The organism is Streptomyces sp. NPDC002564 (assembly GCF_042889645.1).
Classification (GTDB): Bacteria; Actinomycetota; Actinomycetes; order Streptomycetales; family Streptomycetaceae; genus Streptomyces.
Map to the genome: position 1 here is coordinate 1,030,920 of NZ_JBIARE010000001.1, position 15,675 is coordinate 1,046,594.

Annotated in this window: 18 protein-coding genes; 3 read left to right on the forward strand and 15 right to left on the reverse strand. The window is 69.4% G+C overall.

Annotated elements, in window-relative coordinates:
• Nucleotides 1-68 precede the first annotated feature (68 nt).
• From fxlM to ACFYXE_RS04870, 11 genes are all read right to left on the reverse strand, one after another.
• The gene (gene fxlM, locus ACFYXE_RS04820; RefSeq protein ID WP_389308849.1) at nt 69-2,150 is read right to left on the reverse strand and encodes a methyltransferase, FxLD system; all 2,082 of its coding nucleotides are present in this window, start codon (nt 2,148-2,150) and stop codon (nt 69-71) included.
• A gap of 26 nt (nt 2,151-2,176) precedes the next feature.
• Nucleotides 2,177-3,451 (reverse strand): lanthionine synthetase C family protein, encoded by a 1,275-nt coding sequence (locus ACFYXE_RS04825; RefSeq protein WP_389308851.1) that lies wholly within the window; start codon nt 3,449-3,451, stop codon nt 2,177-2,179.
• The gene (locus ACFYXE_RS04830) at nt 3,448-6,540 is read right to left on the reverse strand and encodes a lantibiotic dehydratase (protein ID WP_389308853.1); all 3,093 of its coding nucleotides are present in this window, start codon (nt 6,538-6,540) and stop codon (nt 3,448-3,450) included. Before ACFYXE_RS04830 ends, ACFYXE_RS04825 begins: the two co-directional genes overlap by 4 nt.
• A 102-nt stretch (nt 6,541-6,642) precedes the next feature.
• The gene (locus tag ACFYXE_RS04835; protein WP_389309545.1) at nt 6,643-6,825 is read right to left on the reverse strand and encodes an FxLD family lanthipeptide; all 183 of its coding nucleotides are present in this window, start codon (nt 6,823-6,825) and stop codon (nt 6,643-6,645) included.
• A 209-nt stretch (nt 6,826-7,034) separates the two neighbouring features.
• Entirely contained in the window at nt 7,035-7,610 is a 576-nt protein-coding gene (locus tag ACFYXE_RS04840) for a class I SAM-dependent methyltransferase (RefSeq protein WP_389308855.1), read from the reverse strand.
• Complete coding sequence (locus ACFYXE_RS04845) at nt 7,607-8,497, reverse strand: SAM-dependent methyltransferase (protein ID WP_389308857.1); 891 nt, start codon at nt 8,495-8,497, stop codon at nt 7,607-7,609. The genes ACFYXE_RS04840 and ACFYXE_RS04845 overlap by 4 nt, the downstream gene beginning before the upstream one ends.
• On the reverse strand, nt 8,494-9,105 hold the full coding sequence (locus ACFYXE_RS04850) for a DUF6624 domain-containing protein (RefSeq protein ID WP_389308859.1): 612 nt from the start codon (nt 9,103-9,105) through the stop codon (nt 8,494-8,496). Before ACFYXE_RS04850 ends, ACFYXE_RS04845 begins: the two co-directional genes overlap by 4 nt.
• A 2-nt stretch (nt 9,106-9,107) precedes the next feature.
• Nucleotides 9,108-9,692, reverse strand: a complete 585-nt coding sequence (locus ACFYXE_RS04855; protein ID WP_389308861.1) for a hypothetical protein — start codon at nt 9,690-9,692, stop codon at nt 9,108-9,110.
• A 51-nt stretch (nt 9,693-9,743) separates the two neighbouring features.
• Complete coding sequence (locus ACFYXE_RS04860) at nt 9,744-10,130, reverse strand: hypothetical protein (RefSeq protein ID WP_389308863.1); 387 nt, start codon at nt 10,128-10,130, stop codon at nt 9,744-9,746.
• Nucleotides 10,127-10,669, reverse strand: a complete 543-nt coding sequence (locus ACFYXE_RS04865; protein ID WP_389308865.1) for a hypothetical protein — start codon at nt 10,667-10,669, stop codon at nt 10,127-10,129. Before ACFYXE_RS04865 ends, ACFYXE_RS04860 begins: the two co-directional genes overlap by 4 nt.
• On the reverse strand, nt 10,666-11,031 hold the full coding sequence (locus tag ACFYXE_RS04870; protein ID WP_389308867.1) for an ATP-binding protein: 366 nt from the start codon (nt 11,029-11,031) through the stop codon (nt 10,666-10,668). Before ACFYXE_RS04870 ends, ACFYXE_RS04865 begins: the two co-directional genes overlap by 4 nt.
• A 173-nt stretch (nt 11,032-11,204) precedes the next feature.
• Here ACFYXE_RS04870 and ACFYXE_RS04875 point away from each other — a divergent pair, with 173 nt between their 5' ends.
• The 3 genes from ACFYXE_RS04875 (at nt 11,205) to ACFYXE_RS04885 (ending at nt 12,628) form a co-directional block, all read left to right on the forward strand.
• A complete protein-coding gene (locus ACFYXE_RS04875; protein WP_389308869.1) occupies nt 11,205-12,176 on the forward strand; it encodes a helix-turn-helix domain-containing protein in 972 nt (323 codons plus the stop codon).
• A gap of 85 nt (nt 12,177-12,261) precedes the next feature.
• A complete protein-coding gene (locus ACFYXE_RS04880) occupies nt 12,262-12,393 on the forward strand; it encodes a DUF397 domain-containing protein (protein ID WP_389308871.1) in 132 nt (43 codons plus the stop codon).
• 1 nt (nt 12,394) lies between these two features.
• Nucleotides 12,395-12,628 (forward strand): DUF397 domain-containing protein, encoded by a 234-nt coding sequence (locus tag ACFYXE_RS04885; protein ID WP_389308873.1) that lies wholly within the window; start codon nt 12,395-12,397, stop codon nt 12,626-12,628.
• Between the two features lie 83 nt (nt 12,629-12,711).
• Here the strand turns inward: ACFYXE_RS04885 and ACFYXE_RS04890 are convergent, their stop codons facing one another.
• From ACFYXE_RS04890 to ACFYXE_RS04905, 4 genes are all read right to left on the reverse strand, one after another.
• Nucleotides 12,712-13,854, reverse strand: coding sequence for a protein-L-isoaspartate O-methyltransferase (locus ACFYXE_RS04890; protein WP_389308875.1), 1,143 nt, complete (start codon nt 13,852-13,854; stop codon nt 12,712-12,714).
• A gap of 115 nt (nt 13,855-13,969) precedes the next feature.
• Nucleotides 13,970-14,785 (reverse strand): helix-turn-helix domain-containing protein, encoded by an 816-nt coding sequence (locus tag ACFYXE_RS04895; RefSeq protein WP_389308877.1) that lies wholly within the window; start codon nt 14,783-14,785, stop codon nt 13,970-13,972.
• Nucleotides 14,786-14,836: 51 nt separating this feature from the next.
• A complete protein-coding gene (locus tag ACFYXE_RS04900; protein WP_389308879.1) occupies nt 14,837-15,361 on the reverse strand; it encodes a DUF6879 family protein in 525 nt (174 codons plus the stop codon).
• The gene (locus ACFYXE_RS04905; protein WP_389308881.1) at nt 15,342-15,575 is read right to left on the reverse strand and encodes a hypothetical protein; all 234 of its coding nucleotides are present in this window, start codon (nt 15,573-15,575) and stop codon (nt 15,342-15,344) included. The genes ACFYXE_RS04900 and ACFYXE_RS04905 overlap by 20 nt, the downstream gene beginning before the upstream one ends.
• Nucleotides 15,576-15,675: the final 100 nt, after the last annotated feature.

The window sequence follows — 15,675 nt, forward strand, 5'->3', positions numbered from 1 at the left end:
TCCTCCAGGGCAGGGGGCGTGTGCCCGGCCGCCGAGACGACCGGGCACACGAGCGAACTACCGACCGCTCACTGCCACTTGATGGCGATCTGGTTCAGCGGCGTGTCGATGGTGAAGTGCCCCGGATGGGGTGCGATGGGGGCCGCGTCGAGGGGGCGCAGCTCGAAGTCGGCCTCCCGGCCGCGGTAGTCGCGGTCCCATTCCTTCATCGCCTCGGCGACGCGGGCGGCCAGTTCGTCACCGCCGGGCCCGTGCCCGATCACGCCGAATTCCCACAGCTTCCCGCCTTCGGACGTCTTCTGGTCGCTCAGGCGGCGGGCCAGGTAGGTGAGCGCGCTCTTGTCGAAGACGGCGGTGGAGCTGGGGTACGGGTCGTCGGTGAGCAGCGTCCCGGCCGTCTTCGCCCGGTCGAAGGACATCCAGTTCAGGCCGCTGGGCAGGGCGAGGGTCAGCCAGAGCTCCATCCACTCGGGCGACTCCATGCCCCGGTACAGGACGCCGGTCCATTCCTGCACGGACGGCTGGTCCAGGACGTCGGCCAGGGCGGCGGCGTCGACCACCTGGTCGGTGTTGGTCTGGAGGTGCACGGTGCCGGTGGCGGTGACCGGGATCAGGGGCCGGTCGTCGTCGGCCACACCGCGCCTAAGCGGCATGAACGTGTTCATCTCGCTGCTGACGGAGATGAACTCGTCATCGCGGCGCTCGTAGGCGATGGACCGGTTGACGCTGCCGCGCAGCCGCTGGGGTACGAGGAGGCGTCCGCCGGGCGCCAGCTGCTCCAGCCAGGCGTGCGGGATGCCGTGCGCGCCGACCGTCGCGATGATCCGGTCGTAGGGCCCGCCCTCGGCATGCCCAAGGGCACCGTCACCGAGCACGACGGTGACGTTGTCGACTCCGGCCGCCGCCAGGTGCGCGCGGGCTCCGTCCACCAGGTCGTCGTCCACGTCGATGGTGGTGACGTGCCCTTCCTTGCCGACGAGGTGGGCCAGGAGCGCGGCGTTGTAGCCGGTGCCGGCGCCGAGCTCCAGGATCCGCTCGCCGGGCTGTGGCTCAAGCTGCTCCAGCATCAGCCCGACGACGCCCGGCTGCGAGGCGCAGCTGATCGACTGGCCGGCCTCGTTGTACTTGATGTGGACGGTCGTGTTCGCGTAGGCGTCCTCCAGCGGCGCCTCGGGCACGAACAGGTGGCGGGGCACGGTCCGCATCGCCTCCACGACGCGTGGCGTGTGGATGCGGCTCTCCGAGGTGATCTGGTCGACCAGGGCGTGACGGAGGCGTTCGGCGGTCTCGGTCGCTTCGATGGTGTGGCTGCTCACCCCGGCGAGGTTAGTGTCCTTGCCGCCGGCTGCCGGGGTGGACGCGGTGGTGTCACTCGATCCCATGACGATCTCTTTCGCTAGTGCTGACATGGCGCTTTGGTCCTCGGTGGAGAGGCCGGCGCGGTTGGCGTGGAAGACGAAGTGGTGGGCGATGACCGCGCGCAGGCCGCGTTCGAGCTGGCCCGCGCGGGCGAGGTAGGCCAGGGAGCGTCCGGCGTCCTCGAAGGCGTCAACCCAGTCGTGGTGGCCGATGAGCGGCCCGCTGTTCGACGGGTCGCAGAGCTTCGTGGCGTTGACGGTCATCAGGCGGCGCATCGCCGTGGAGGTCGCGGCGTTCCACGTCGGGCCGGACACCGGAGCAGGCCGCAGCTGGGCCACCTTGCCCCACACGTCGCCCTGCTCATACCAGTCGAGTCCGGCCGCGCGCATCATGGCGCTGCACAGCACGACGGCGGTTTCCCTGCGGCCCAGGTGGCCGAGGGCGACCGGGTAGGCGAGCAGGTTGCGGCTGTCGCGGTGAAAGAGCTGGTGGGCGGTGTGCATGGCGGCCTGCCCGCCGAAGGCGGCGGTCTCGGGCTCGTAGATGCCCGTGGTCCAGTCCTTGATCCGGTCGTCTGCGGCCAGCTGGTCGAGGAGGCGGGTGATGGTGTCGCGGGCGCGTTCATCGTGCCGGTACCGCAGTGGCCAGGGCTGCTTGTTCATGAACCACCAGGCGTGCAGCAGTCCGTCACGCTCGGCGGCGAGCAGCGCAGGGCCGATGCGTTGGGTGATCAGCTGCTGGCCGCTGTCGCGGTCGTGGAAGGTGATGTTGTGCTGGCACCAGGCGGACATGGCGCGCTCCTCACGGTGGGCGGCGGTCAGGAGATGAGCAGGCAGGCGTCCCATGCGGAGCGCGGCGGGCTGCCGCTGCCGGGCGCGAGGGTGGCCAGGGCCACTCCGGCGGCGCCGTCGAGCAGGCCGGGGCCTGCGTCGTCGGCGTTCATCAGCTCGGTGACGGAGTCGTCCGGATCGGCGCCGGGTGGCACCACGGCCGTGAGGAGCGCGGGGAGCAGGGCGCGGAGTTCACCGCCGGTGTTGGGCAGGGCGTCGTCGGCGATGCGGGATGCGACGTGGGCGAGTCCTGCGAAGCCGTGGCACAGGGCGATGTCCGTGGTCGCGGCGAGGTGCTGGCGGTCGGTGAGCGCGGCGATGGCTTCGCGTTCGGCGGTGAGCTGGCGTTCGCTGTCGCCGAGGGCGAGCGCGGCGAGCTGCTGAGCGCGGGCCAGGCCCGCGGTGCCGTAGCACCAGGACGGGCGCTGGGGGCCGGCGCGCCGCAAGAGGCCGGAGCGCAGCTCGGAGCGGGTGACCCAGTACGGCCAGGCGCTGTTCCGGCCGCTCGGGTCGTGCCAGCGGTCCAGCCAGTTGCAGATGCGCCGGATGGCATCCAGCTGTCCCGCGACGAGGCTGCGGCGTGCGGTGGCGAGCGACAGCAGGCACAGCACACCGCCGATGCCGTGTGCGACGGAGCTGTTGGCGTGCCCGCCGGGGAAGCGGTCGTCCGGCTCTCCGGAAGGTCCCGAAGGGGTCCACCAGCCCGGCAGCGTCATGCCGTCGTGGGTGACCGGGTCGGTCAGGCGCACGAGGTAGGAGAGGATTTCGGCCACGGCCGCGCCGTCGGGATCACGGCGCAGCAGGTAGGCGCCGTAGCCGGTGAGTCCTTGCAGGGCATCGAACTCAGCTAGCCGCGGAAGGTCGCCGCGGTCGATGCGGCGGTGGGCGGCGGACAGGCGCCGTCGGGTGTCGGCGGTGATGCTCTGGTCGATGCCGTCCAGGGTCCGTTTGTAGGCGCCGGGCAGCTGCTCGGTGGCGCAGGCCAGAGCGTGAGCGAGGGCGGGGGCCCCGTAGAAGGGGTGACTGTCCTGCCCGGTGGTGATCGGTGCGGCGGTGGTGGCCGACACCCAGTCGTGGACGCGCTGCCAGGGACGTTGCTCGTTGGCGGCAAGCTCGATGTGCAGCAGAGCTATGCCGGGTACGCCGTGCGCGAGCGACTGCCGCCACCATGGTGCGCTCTGCGACCGGCGCGGCGCCATGTCCGGGGAAGCCAGCGCGTCGGCGGTGCGCATGGCCAGGTTCGAGAGCGGCAGATGGCTCACGGAGTGCTCCCGGTGGTGCGGGCCGTCCACGCCAGGGCGGCGGCGCGTGCCAGGTAGAGGCAGACCGCCTCCTCGGGAAAGTCGACGGCGACGGCGCGGACGAAGTGCTGGTGGAGAAGCGAGCTGAGCACGGCGTCGTGGTCGATGCCCTGTCCGTCAGGTCCGTGCAGGTGTTCGCGGTACACGGACAGCGCCTGTTCCCGTTCCTGCCAGGCGTCCACGATGGCGCTGCCGCCGGGGGCGGCGGTCAGGGTCTGCCACTGGTGGCGGGGGTCGGCTACCTGGACGGCTTCGCGCAGCTCGTTGCGGGGGACGGGTTCGGGGGCCTGGGCCGGGATGTGGTCGATCAGCCAGCGCATCGCCATGGGGATGCTGCCGAGGAAGCCGGACGCGATGGCGATGGTGTGCGCGGCGACCAGAGCCCGGCGCGAGGGGCGTTGGGGTTGGCGCAGTTGGGTGAGCAGGGCCCGGGAGTCGGCGCGGAAGACGTCCTCGGCCGCGTGCCAGGCTGGGCCGGACCCCCATCGTCCGGTCTCCGGGTAGGAGGTGGGGTAGCGCACCTCGCGCAGGAGTCCCGCGCGGTGCAGGTCGTCGGCCCAGGCACTGACCTGCGCCGCGACGGCGCCGAAGGCGTCCGGGCGGGGCAGAGCGATCCGCAGACGCAGGTGCTGGTCGGGGTCGCGGAAGCGGACGTACCACCATGCAGGGCTGTCGAGCTGATCGAGCAGGTCGGGCAGATGCCGGGCCAGGACCGTGTCCTGGCGGCGGATGTCTCCGTACAGACCGGCGAGCAGCACGGTGGAGGCGGCGGGCGCGTCGTGGCGGTCTCGGCCGATGCTTCTCGCCTGGGTGGGGACGGGCAGGCTCGGCCACGCCGGCGGCCGGGTCGCCGTGAGCGGGATGACGACCTCGTGGGGGCGGTGCTCGCCCCATCCGGTGTCGTCGAGGACTTCGGTGAGCTCCGCAACCTTGCCGCGGTCCAGGTGCGAACGCAGCAGCACCCGGTGGCCGCTGTGCTCCAGGTCGAGGACGAGACGCCGGTCGCCTTCCGTCAGCGAGACCGTCGCGGGCAGATGCCGGCGTGCGCGCCAGCCGGCGAAGGCATCGTCCCAAGCCCGCCACGCCTGCGCCCGGCTCGGCAGTTCGGCGGGGTCCAGGCGCCAGCGGGCCGCCGCCAAGATCACACGCCCGTACCGCAGGCGGGGCAGGAACGGCATGGTCCGGGCGGCTCCCCAGTCGAACAGGGTGACGGTCGCGCTCTGGGCGCGGCTCAGCTCGATCAGGTAGCGGGCCAGGGGCGGGGTGTGGGTGCTCAGGCTCAGCGCGTGCATGCCGATCGCCTCGATGCGCCGCCCCCGGGCGGGAGCGGCGAGGTACATGCGGCGGCCGTCGCAGCCCACCGCGAGATCGTCGACGGTCAGGACGCCGTCGCTGGGGAGACGGTGTTCGTCCAGGCTGATCAGCGTGGGCAGGACCTGCGGGGCGCGGGCGACGTGAGCGGTCTCCGCGACCAGGGGCGGGAAGGAGAGCTGCGCGGGCATGGTGTGGCCGTCGGCGGTCGGCAGGTCTGCCAGCTCCGCCTTGAGGAGTCCACGCTGCCCGGGCTCAACGGTGTCGATAAAGCGACCCAGGCCGACACCTGCGCCGCGGGAGACGCTGACCACTTCCAGGTGGAAGTCTCCACGCTCCAGTTGCACGGTGCTGTGCGCGTGCACGCGCACGGACAGTTCCAGGTGCGGTGGGAGCCTGACGGGCTCGGGCCCCTGCGCCAGTTCGGCGATCAACTGGTCGTCGACGAGCACTTCGTGACGGCCGTCCAGAGCGGCTGCCTGCGCGAGCCGGACCAGTGCCTCGTCGCGCTCGGAGATCGGCCGCCGCTCCACGGCCGGCGTTCCGGGATAGCCCTCGGGGAAGCCGATTCCGCTGTCCGCGACGACGTCCTTGACCGGCACCATCGAGCCGATCCCGTACCGCTCGTAGAAGCGCATGTGGTGCGCCTTCCACTCGGCGGTCCCAAAGGGCGCGGCGCTCAGGCGGGCCAGGGCGAGAGCGGCGTGTTCGGCCTCGCGGGCCACCTGGTGGGGCAGCGTGAGTTCGGTTCCGGTCAGGCGCAGGTCCACAGCCAGGGGGTGCTGGCGCCCCGGCATCAGGTCGCCCATCTGCGCGGTGAGACGGGCCCGCCCGGCGCGGGCCTGCCCCAGGGGTTGTGTGCTGACGTGCAGGAGGTCGGCGTGGATCTCACGCAGGGACTGCACCAGGTCGCTGACCGGCGCCACGCGGTCGGCGTCGACCGCCGACAGCTGCTCCACCAGGTGCTTGAGCGCATCCGTCTCGGTGCTCGGCGCGCGCAGGCAGGTGATCAGTACGCCCCGCTCGATCAGTTCGCGGACCAAGGTGTCCACGTGCTCTGGACCGGCCTGCGGGAACTCCGCGCTCAGCTTCTCCTTCACCTCGCCGACGCGGGCCGGCGTCCAGGCAGCGACCAGGACGGTGGACAACGGCGCGGTGTGCGCGAGCGACACCTCCACGGCCCCGGTGCCGTCGTCTCTCGTGTGGGGCTGGTACGGCACGATCACCCGGTCTCCTCGCACCGACAGGGTGTTGTTGGCCATGACGGTCAGGCGGGCCAGCAGTTCGGGGCAGTGCTCTAGGCGCAGGATGATGTCGTCCAGCCAGGCGGCACCCGCGCGTACGACCGCCACGGGCTCTGTGCCCCAGTTCGCCTGTGCCCGCTCGCCGAAGGCCGCAGTCGTGACCCCGGCGAACAGGCCGAAGGGGGTCGGCCGGTGCCCGGCACGCACCAGGTAGCGGGCGACGGAGAGCGCCGCGCGCCGCACGTTCCGCCGATGGGGCCGATCGGCGGCGCACAAGGCGCGGACCTTGGTCATGAGGACGGGGCTGGCGTGGTGCAGTGCCTCTTCCAGCTCCGCGTTCTCAAGCACGGCGCGCAGCCAGACGAGTTGGTCTTGCCCGGCTGTCTTGCAGGACTCGGTCAGGTCGGGCCAGGAGGAGACGGCTGGCGTCGGCTGGGCGACCGCGCGCACGAGCGCCGTGTCACCGGATCGAAACGCGCGAGCGGCTGCGGCCATCGTTCTCCTCCAAGGACGGGGTGGTGGGGGTGGGCTGGTGCTGCCGCACGGGGGGTGTGCGGCAGCACCAGCCCTAGGGTTCAGCCGTGGTGAAGCGACGGCTCAGGCGACACCGGTGGTGCAGGCACCGCAGGTGCTGCCGCAGTTGTCGTTGGTGATGTTGACGAGGCTCGCCGAGTCGGCCACCTCCAGCAGGCTCACGTCCAGCTCGAAGCCGTCCGGAGTCGTCGTGGTGGGGCTCTGGGCGTGCAGTTGGGTGGCGCCGCGTTCGACGCCCGTGTTCATCGGAGCCATGTCCGGATCCTCCAATATGAGATGGGTCGGGTGGTGCCTTTCTGGCCGTTGCTGGGCCAGGGTCCGGGAGCGCCGCGTCCGTGTCGGCCGCGATCCCCCGACCGTTCCCAGCTGCCGCCGCCCGAGAACGTGGCTGCGCCGGCTGGGAGTTGAATCCGCTCAGGAGACCGGGAGCGAGTCGACCGGTTCCCGAGCGGGGTCTAGGTGAACGCCGCCCGCAGGGCCAGCGCCGCGCTGGTGCCGTTCAGGTCGTAGCGCAGGCTGTGGGCCCAGCCGTGGGCGACGTCGGCTATCTGTTCCTCGGTCATCCCTCCGGGCTGTGTGGTGTCCTCGCCGACGACGGGGATCACCGCGTACATGCGTCCTCCGGGGCGCAGCCAGAGGTCGCGGACGCGCCGGACCCAGGCCGTCGGCTCGTGGAGGAAGGGCAGGACCAGGCGGCACACCACCAGGTCGATGCCGTGGGCCGGGAGGCCGGGCGGGTCGCCCTGGGTGAGGTCGTGGTGGAGGTACTGCACGCCGGACAGCGGCGTGCGCCGGGCTGCGGTCAGGGCGCTGGTGGAGAAGTCCAGGCCGGTGACCTGGTAGCCGAAGCGGTGCAGCTGTCGGCTGAAGTGGCCGTTGCCGCAGCCGACGTCCACCGCGGTGTGCCCGTTGTGGAGGGGGAAGTGGAGAGCGAACCTCTCCAGCTCGGTGTCGGTGATGACCTGGAAGCCGCGCCCTTCGTCTTGCCACGCGTCCCAGGTCGTTGCGCTCGGCGCGCTCGCGGAGGTCATCGGGTTGCCTTCCCTGCCGGTTCGGCTTCGTCGTCGTGCAGGTTCCTTGCGGTGTCCTTCACGGCGAGGCCGGCGAAGGCGGCGGAGTGTATGGGCGGGTGGCGGCAAAACGGTCCGTCGTCGGACCACTGGGCGGTCGCGGCCAGTCCCAGCTCCCGATGGATGAAGTTCCCGAACAGTGCCGCGATTTGCTCCCGCGTCCGAGGACGTGCCCGGATGCCGTGCTTGCCGTAGACGGCCACGAGAGCGGACACCGTGGCGGGATCCCAGTGGCCCGTCAGGTGCGTGATGGACAAGGTGCTCCCCTCCGGCAGCCACGCGCGCAGCACCGCCAGCGCCTGCGCCACCTCGTCGTCGTCCTCGTTCCACGGCAGGCAGTCGTGGAGGATGGCCGCGACCGGCTGGGTGAGGTCGAGTGCGCGCGTCACCTCGGGCATGTGCAGGAGTTCCTGCATGTCCAGGAGGTCAGCGTGCACGGGGGTCACGCGGTGCGGGGGGCGTACATCGAGGTCGCACCTTGCGTACCCGTAGACGTGCGGGTCGTGGTCGACGTACACCACCGGGCAGCCTTGCTGGGTCTTGGCGATCATCTCGTGCAGGTCTGGGACTGCTGCCTGCGGCCCGGCCGGGAGCCCGCAGCCCAGGTCGAGGAACTGGCGGACACCCAGAGCAAGGGAGGTGTTGACGGACTGGCGTCCGAACTCACGGTTGATGAGCGCAGCCGTCCTGACCCAGTTCGCCACCCTGTAGAGCTCGACTGCGACGTCCTGATCGAAGCTGTAGGACGCGCTACCGTCCACCAGGAAGTCGTAGATGAACCCCGCCCGTGGGCTGAACAGGTACGTACGGAGTTCTTCACCGTCGGTCGGGATCCGATATCCGCTCATGCCGCGCTCCCCATGAACTCGACGGCTGTGGCCTCTGGGTGCGGGTCGTCGTCACCAGGGTCGTCGGCCGGTCCGGGGTGCGGCTGACGGACAAGGCGGCGACGCAGGGCTTCTTGCGCGGCGGCGAACGGGACAAGGCCGACGCTGGATCTGCGCGCGCCAAGCTGTGCCGGGTCATGGATCGGCAGGACTTCGGGCCCGCTGGGGCCCAGCCGGTACTGGGTGCCGTAGAGCTGGGGCGTGCCGGAGTTGACGCTGCACCGGTCGTGCAGGTGCGCCCACTGCTGAACGGTCGCCTCGCCTTGCTCCACGGCCGGAGCGATCAGGCGCAGCACGAGGCGCTGGAAGTCTGGGCGGTGATCGGCGCGCAGGACCAGCTGCCAGGCCGCGACGGACGCTTCTGCCCCGACGAGGCTGCGGCCCGGCCATCCGTGCTCGCTGACGACGCGGCGCAGGTACTGGGTGTTCGCGTGATCGCTGTGACGCCCCTGGTCGATCTCTGTGGCGCTGAGCAGTCCGCGCATGCGCCGGGTGTGCGCCTCGCGTGCGACGGCGGCGCGATCACGCAGGTTGCGGGCGATGTCGGGGCGCAGGGGCTCGGCGGTCACGATCAGGCTCCGAACTGGAGGGCCGATACGAGCCGCCGGGCGGTGCCCACCGTGACGGCGCCGAGGGTGATAGCGGGGTCCTGGTCGCATCGCTGGCAGTACGGATGCATGCGCATGTCCACGAACCCGCCACGGGTGGCCTGGGTGAGCACGACTTCCAGGCGGTTGAGGACCTCGTGTGCCTCCGGCCAGTCGGGAACATCCGACAGCTCCGGCTGAGGAGGAGCACCCAAGGCCACGGCGAGCCGGTCTGCGGCAGAGATCGAGAAGTCTCCGAGCTGGATGTCCGCGTTGTAGACCCACGGCTCGGGGGCGTCGCTCAGCCCATGCGCCCGCAGCGCGTCCTTCAACGCGGAGGCGACCTTGTAGGTGCGCCGCATCGCCTTATGGATCAGGCGGGACAGCTCGTTCGCGGTGACCGCGTCGATGTCGTTCAGGCTGATACGCGCTGGCTCTCCGTCCCGGACGAGACCAGAGCGCAGGTCACCGAGTCCGGCGGCGCGTAAAGCGCGGTCCAGATCCTGGGCGGCGTCTGCTGTCTCCTGGAGCGTGGCAGGCGGAGCGAAGAGTACTGCGGGGCGGGGCATGTGAACTCCGGGCGTTCGTTCGCGAGCAGAGGGGAAGACGGAGTCGCCGCGCTACGGGGGATCCCCGTTCGCGTGCGCGGCAGCGAACTGGCGGTGCGGGGAGGGTGCTCGGGGGCAGACGTCGATGACGGGCAGGACGGAGAGGGGGTAGACCCTCCACGTCCAGCGGCCATCCGCCACGGGAAGGGAGAAGGTGTAGGACCGCCCCCTCCTCAGCGCCCTGACGCCCATGGCGGACGCCTCGTGGTCGCCGAGCCACGCCCACGCCATGCCGAAGGTCGGGCGGTCGAGGCCGGCCAGCGAGTCCCGGACAGATTCACGCATCCAGCGGACGGCGCGTCCCGGCAGGGGGGTCGTGAGGTCCTGGGGTTCGCAGTGGTCGCGGCCCGGCCCGTCGAAGTCGCGGTGGCACCAGTAGGTGCGCGGCAGCAGGTTCATGCCCACCACCCGCGCGGTGCAGCGTCCTTGGGCTCGAAGTCCGGCGGAGGCTGGTGGTCTTCGACTGCCAGGCACTCGACCAGTTCGAGCATCGCCAGAGCGAGGTGGCGCAGATATACGAGGTCGACCGTGTCCTCGCTGACCTCGCGCGCACAGAGACGGTCAGCCTGCCGGACGGCTTCGCCGAGCTCGGGGCCGACCGGATCCCTGCGCTCCGCCATATCCACCAGGGTGGGGAGCGAACGCCGCATGTTGACGGCACGGCGGTACATGGCCGGGCGGTCCATGGGCGGCTGCCCGCCGGGCGTCTGCTTCTGTCGCGGGCGCTTGGGCCGTAAGAACTGCCTCAGCGACAGGGGGCGAAGCGGCGGACGGCTCCCGGCGATTCCGGTAGGTCCCGCGTCGGCGCCGAGCAAGTCGTCGATGTCGTCGTCCAGGAGGTCGTTGAGGTAGGGGGCGTGAAGTCCCGCCACGACCCTGGACATCGCCTCGACGCTGCGGTCAGCGGTGCCGGACTGAAGCGTTGGCGGACCGATCATGCGGCGACCTCCTCCGGTCGAAGTTCGACCCACACGTCCTTGCCGCTGTCGGTCGGGACGGCACCCCAGGCGGCAGCTGTCGAGTCGAGGAGGAACAGCCCTCGGCCGCACTCGCTGTCCCAGTCCGGTTCGGACATCACCGGGAGTTCCGGGCTGTCGTCGCTGACGACGATCCGCATACCGGACGGCGCCAACTCGACTTGCAGCACACAGTCGTTGGAGTCGGCGTGCTTCCGCACGTTCGTCAGCAGCTCCGTGATGCACAGGACCGCGGTGTCGACTATCGGAGCGCAGTCCCAGTACCGCATGTACGCGGCGACGATGCGCCGGACCCGGCCGAGCTGCCTCGGGTCGACGGTCATCTCTTGCCTGTAACGCTTCGTGCCTACCTCTGCCATGACGGTCATGGCTCCTCCAGCGCCTTGAGCAGCGCATAGCGATGGGCCGACGCTCTGTGACCCCCCAAGCGCCATGTGTAACGCACAACAGAGTGGACCCGCCTATGCTGTTATCGCAACCCGCTCAGACTACAAAGTTGCAGATTCTCGAAAAGCGCCTAACTCACTGGCATATGACGCCTGTTGGAGGGATCGTGTCCCCATACGACACACTGGTGCCCACCACGTCTGGGAGGGGAGCCAAAGTGCCTAGTCATCCACGGCCCACAGTCCGACGCCGCAGGCTCGGCAGCGAGCTCAGAAGGCTCCGCGAGGCCGCCAAGGTCTCAACCGAGAAGGCCGGCGAGCGGATCGGCGGGGACAAATCAAAGATCTCGCGTCAGGAGAACGGCCGTCAGGGCGTCAGCAAGCTGGAGATCGAGGCCCTGTTCGAGCTCTACGGCGTCAAGGACGACAAGCTCAAGACCGCACTCATCACCCTGGCACGCGAAGGTCGACGCAAGGGCTGGTGGGCGCAGTACAGCGACACGTTGCAGGAGATGTTCCAGGAGCAGCTGAGCATCGAGTCGGACGCTGTCCGAATGCTCATCTTCCAGCCCTTGCTCGTTCCCGGCCTCTTCCAGACACGCGAGTACGCTGAGGAATCGATCCGCGGAGTGGAGAAGACGGCTTCCGACGAGGAGATCGAGTCGTACGTCTCCGTCAGGATGGGGCGACAGGACATACTGCGGGAGAACTCGCCGCAGGTCGTCTGCGTGCTCGACGAGGCGGTGCTGCGACGCGTCATCGGCGGCCCGAAGACGATGGCAGGCCAGCTCCAGCGGCTGATCGAGCTGAACAACCCGCCCAGGCTCTCGATCCAGGTCATCCCGTTCAGTGAGGGCTGGCACGGTGGCCTCGATGGCGCCTTCAGCATCTTCAGCTACCCCGACCCCATGGACCTCGACGTGGTGAGAATGGAGTACCTCGACGGGGCTCTGTATCTGGAGGAAGATGGTCCTGTCGAGCGGTACCAGCTAGCTTTTGACCAACTCCGGGCATCAGCTCTACCGTCCCGGCAGTCCATGGACCTGATCTCGCGAGCGAAGCGAGATCTGAACAAGACTTAGAGGCAGGCACCAGATGATGCGGCACGACCTCCCGGAGGACATGTGGACGAAGTCCTCCTACAGCACCGACAACGGGGGGAACTGCTTGGAGAGGCAGACGACCGCCGACGGCCGCGTCGCCGCAGGCGACAGCAAGAACCGCGAGCTGGGCGCCCACACCTTCCGGCCGTCCGTGTGGCAGGAGTTCGTGACGGCCGCGGCGGAGGGCACCCTCTGAGATGAGCGCCGACTCTGCCGAGAAGATCACGCTCTACGCGCTCGACCTGAACGGGGTCGAGTGGCGGGGCGCTCCAGGCAGTGATCCCCGCGACCGCGTAGAGATCGCGTACCTACCCGACGGTGCGGTGGCCATGCGGAACGCGGCCTGCCCCGAGGACCCCCCACTCCGCTACACGGCGGATGAGTGGAGGGCCTTCACCCTCGGGGCTCGCGACGGCGAGTTCGACGTATAGCGCACCTGCTGAGCCCTCCGCCCATCGACGGCGGAGGGTCCTCGCATGCTCGGGCAGGTCAGCGCCTACGGATGGCGCGGGCCTCAGTCTGTGGGCGATTCCGCAGGGCTGAGCGTCCAGCGGTCGTCAGTATCCCGTCGCCCCACGGCGATGAGGCGATCCTGATCAAGGGCTAGCCCAAGCTCCTGAAAGGCCGGCCGGCCGTTAGCAGCCCAGCGGTCGAGTTCCCGTTCCACTTCTCCCCATAGGTCGCGAGGACCCCACTGGTGCACTGCGTGTGGGTGCTGGCAGAAGATCACGGCCCGAGAACGGGCCCCGTCGTCGAGGTGGATTCGGTCGGCGACGCCTCGCTCGAAGGAGTCTTTACGCGATCGGTGCTGCATCCGGATGCGGGGTAGCCGGAGCCCGACGTACGTCTGGGCTCCGCGGTTCTCTGCGATGAGGGCCGGGGCGTGTCCCGCCGTGCTCGTGCGAGCCGCCTCGCTCTCGTCGATTGCCAGGGACGGTCTTGCTGGACGGTTGCCCTGGAGCCACACGAAGTTGGCCGGCGCGCAGAAGGGGCCTTCAGCTGAGTTCCCGTCCTGCGAGACGGTCAAGACGGCTAGGCCGCAGTGGGCGAAGACCGTACGGAACGGCACCACGATGAGGCCGCCAGCCGCAGCCTGTTGGGCCCAGACCCAGGGGAACGAGTGAATGGAGCCGTTGACCAGGATGCGGTCAACGGGCGCGCGGCCGGGGGCGCCGTAGAGGCCATCAGCGCAGATGATCTCCGGGCGGTAGCCCTGGGCGGCAAGCAACCCCCGATGAACGTCAGCCATCTGCTGGTTGATCTCCACGGAGACCACGTTGCGGTCTCCTGCCATCTCGCAGAGCAGCGCGGTCGTCCAACCAGACCCGATCTCCAGCACGGTCATCCCCGGCTTGAGAGACAACAGATCAAGCTGAGTCGCCACGAGGGTCGGCTGCGAACATGTCGAGGTGACGTCGCCGGCCCCGCCACCCCTGCCGTCATCGAGCTGAGTGACGATCTGCTTGTCGGAGTGAACGAGGGGGTACCAGCGGCTTGGGTGCTGGTACCGATCGACCTTCCGCCACCGTCCGTCCCTCTGGTCCCAGATCTGCTGAGGTACGAACCGTTGCCGCGGGGCCTTTTCGAAGGCTGATCGCCACTGCTCGGTCAGGACCCCTTGACCGGACAGGTCGTCGAGCAGCTCCTCGTAGCCCATTCCATCTTCTCCTCGGCGCGGCATCGTGAGGCGATTCGCTTTATTGCCGCGAGAGTTCGGAAGCTAGACGTACGGGAGTGTGGTCGTCTACGAAATTGCGTTTCGTTGCACGGATTCACTCCAGGGCACGGATCGCGCGTCGTACGCGCTCTGTAGCGGCCGCGCCGAAGAGGGCGCTGGTAGCGAGTCGAGCGAAAGCGTCGAGATAGATGGCGATCTCGCCGGGAGTGGTGATGTTGACCTCCGCCGTGAGGTTCTCCACCGCAATCTGGCTGTGGTCGAAAGCGTAAAAGCTCTCTACCGGCCAGACGGTCCTTCGGATGCCAAAGGGCAGGACTCCAACGGATACCCTCTGCCGGCGCATCACCGCGAGTAGCCGGTGGAGCTGCTGGGCCATCGCATCGGGTGGGCAGACCAGGTGGTGGAGGACCGTCTCCTCCAGAAGCACCGCGAGGTTGCGTCGGCCGCGATAGACGACGCCCGAACGAGCGAGCCGCGCCTGGACGGCCTCGGGTACGTCGTCGGGGGTGTGCTGGAAGGCCGTGATCATCTGCAGCAGGCCAGTGGCGTACTCCTCGGTCTGGAGCATCCCTGGGAACACGGAAGAGCTGTACACCCGGAAGGTCCGCGTGCGCTCGTAGAGCGGCGTGGTTCGTTCGTGCACGTGCCGCAGCCCATGGTGATGCAGCCGCTGCCATTCCACGTACATCGTTTCGGCTGACAGCGCCTTGGCGATCAGATCGCCGGCACGCCTTGGTTGCCGGCAGGCATCGCACCAGACCTGAATGTCCCGGGCGCTCGGAAGTTGGAGCCCGCGAGCGATCCGGGACGTCTTACTCGTGCTCCAGCCGCAGCGGAGACTGAGTTCGACGTTGCTCAGCCCCTGCTGGTTCCGCATATCCGCGAGTGCCGCAGCGATGCTGTGACGCACGTCCTGGACGGTGGACAGAGGTGATGAGGACATCGAACGAGGGACGTGCGCTCAGACCGCGAAGCGGGCGTGCGGGATCGCGCGGTCCCAGACCGCCTCGAAGGCGGTACGGCACAGGAGAGCCGTCTCCGGATCGTCGGTCTGGTCGGTGCGCACCCAACGATCCTCGTCGTCAAAGACGTTGAACTGGACGATCTTGCCATCGAAGAGCCAGAAGTCGGTCTCGGGCAGAGCAAGCCCCGAGGCCCGCGGTCGCCGCAACCAACGGACTTCCTCGCCTGCCGCGATGTTCGTGAAGGTGCCGTCGAACAGGAAGCGGGTGTATTCGCTCGCCGGCCCGGAGATGATGCGGGCCCGGCGCATTGCCACACCGCGGCCGGTCACCTCCTGCACGAGGCCGAGCCAGGGCCTCCACCAGGACTCTCGGTCTTCTGGGTCGAGACGTTCTCCAGCGCGCCAGGCATCGAACGCCGCGTGCTCGTTGTCCATGGCGTACCTGTCACGCATCTCCAGGTGTACGGCGGAGTGCCGTGCGGAGCGGATCAGGGTGGCGAAGTCATCCAGCGTCTGCGACACGCAGGACCTCCCGGAGCAGGGGAATCATCCGCGGCGGGATCCGCACGATCGCCTCGTGGTCGGGAATCGGGCCGTCTGCGAGGCACGTCGCGCGAGTCAACTCGTCTGCGGCCCAGCCCTGGACGACGAGGTCGCGCGTGTCGGTGTCGAGCCACAGCGTGGGCGACCCGTGATCGCCGGACTCCGGATCTTTTCCGATCAGGTGCAGGTTCATGGCGTTCCCCCTCGGCGGAGACGAACGGTGATCGACGTGACTGTTCCGCGCCCTGGGGCAGCGCGTCAAGACGGCGCTGGCCCAGAGCGGGCTGAGCGCC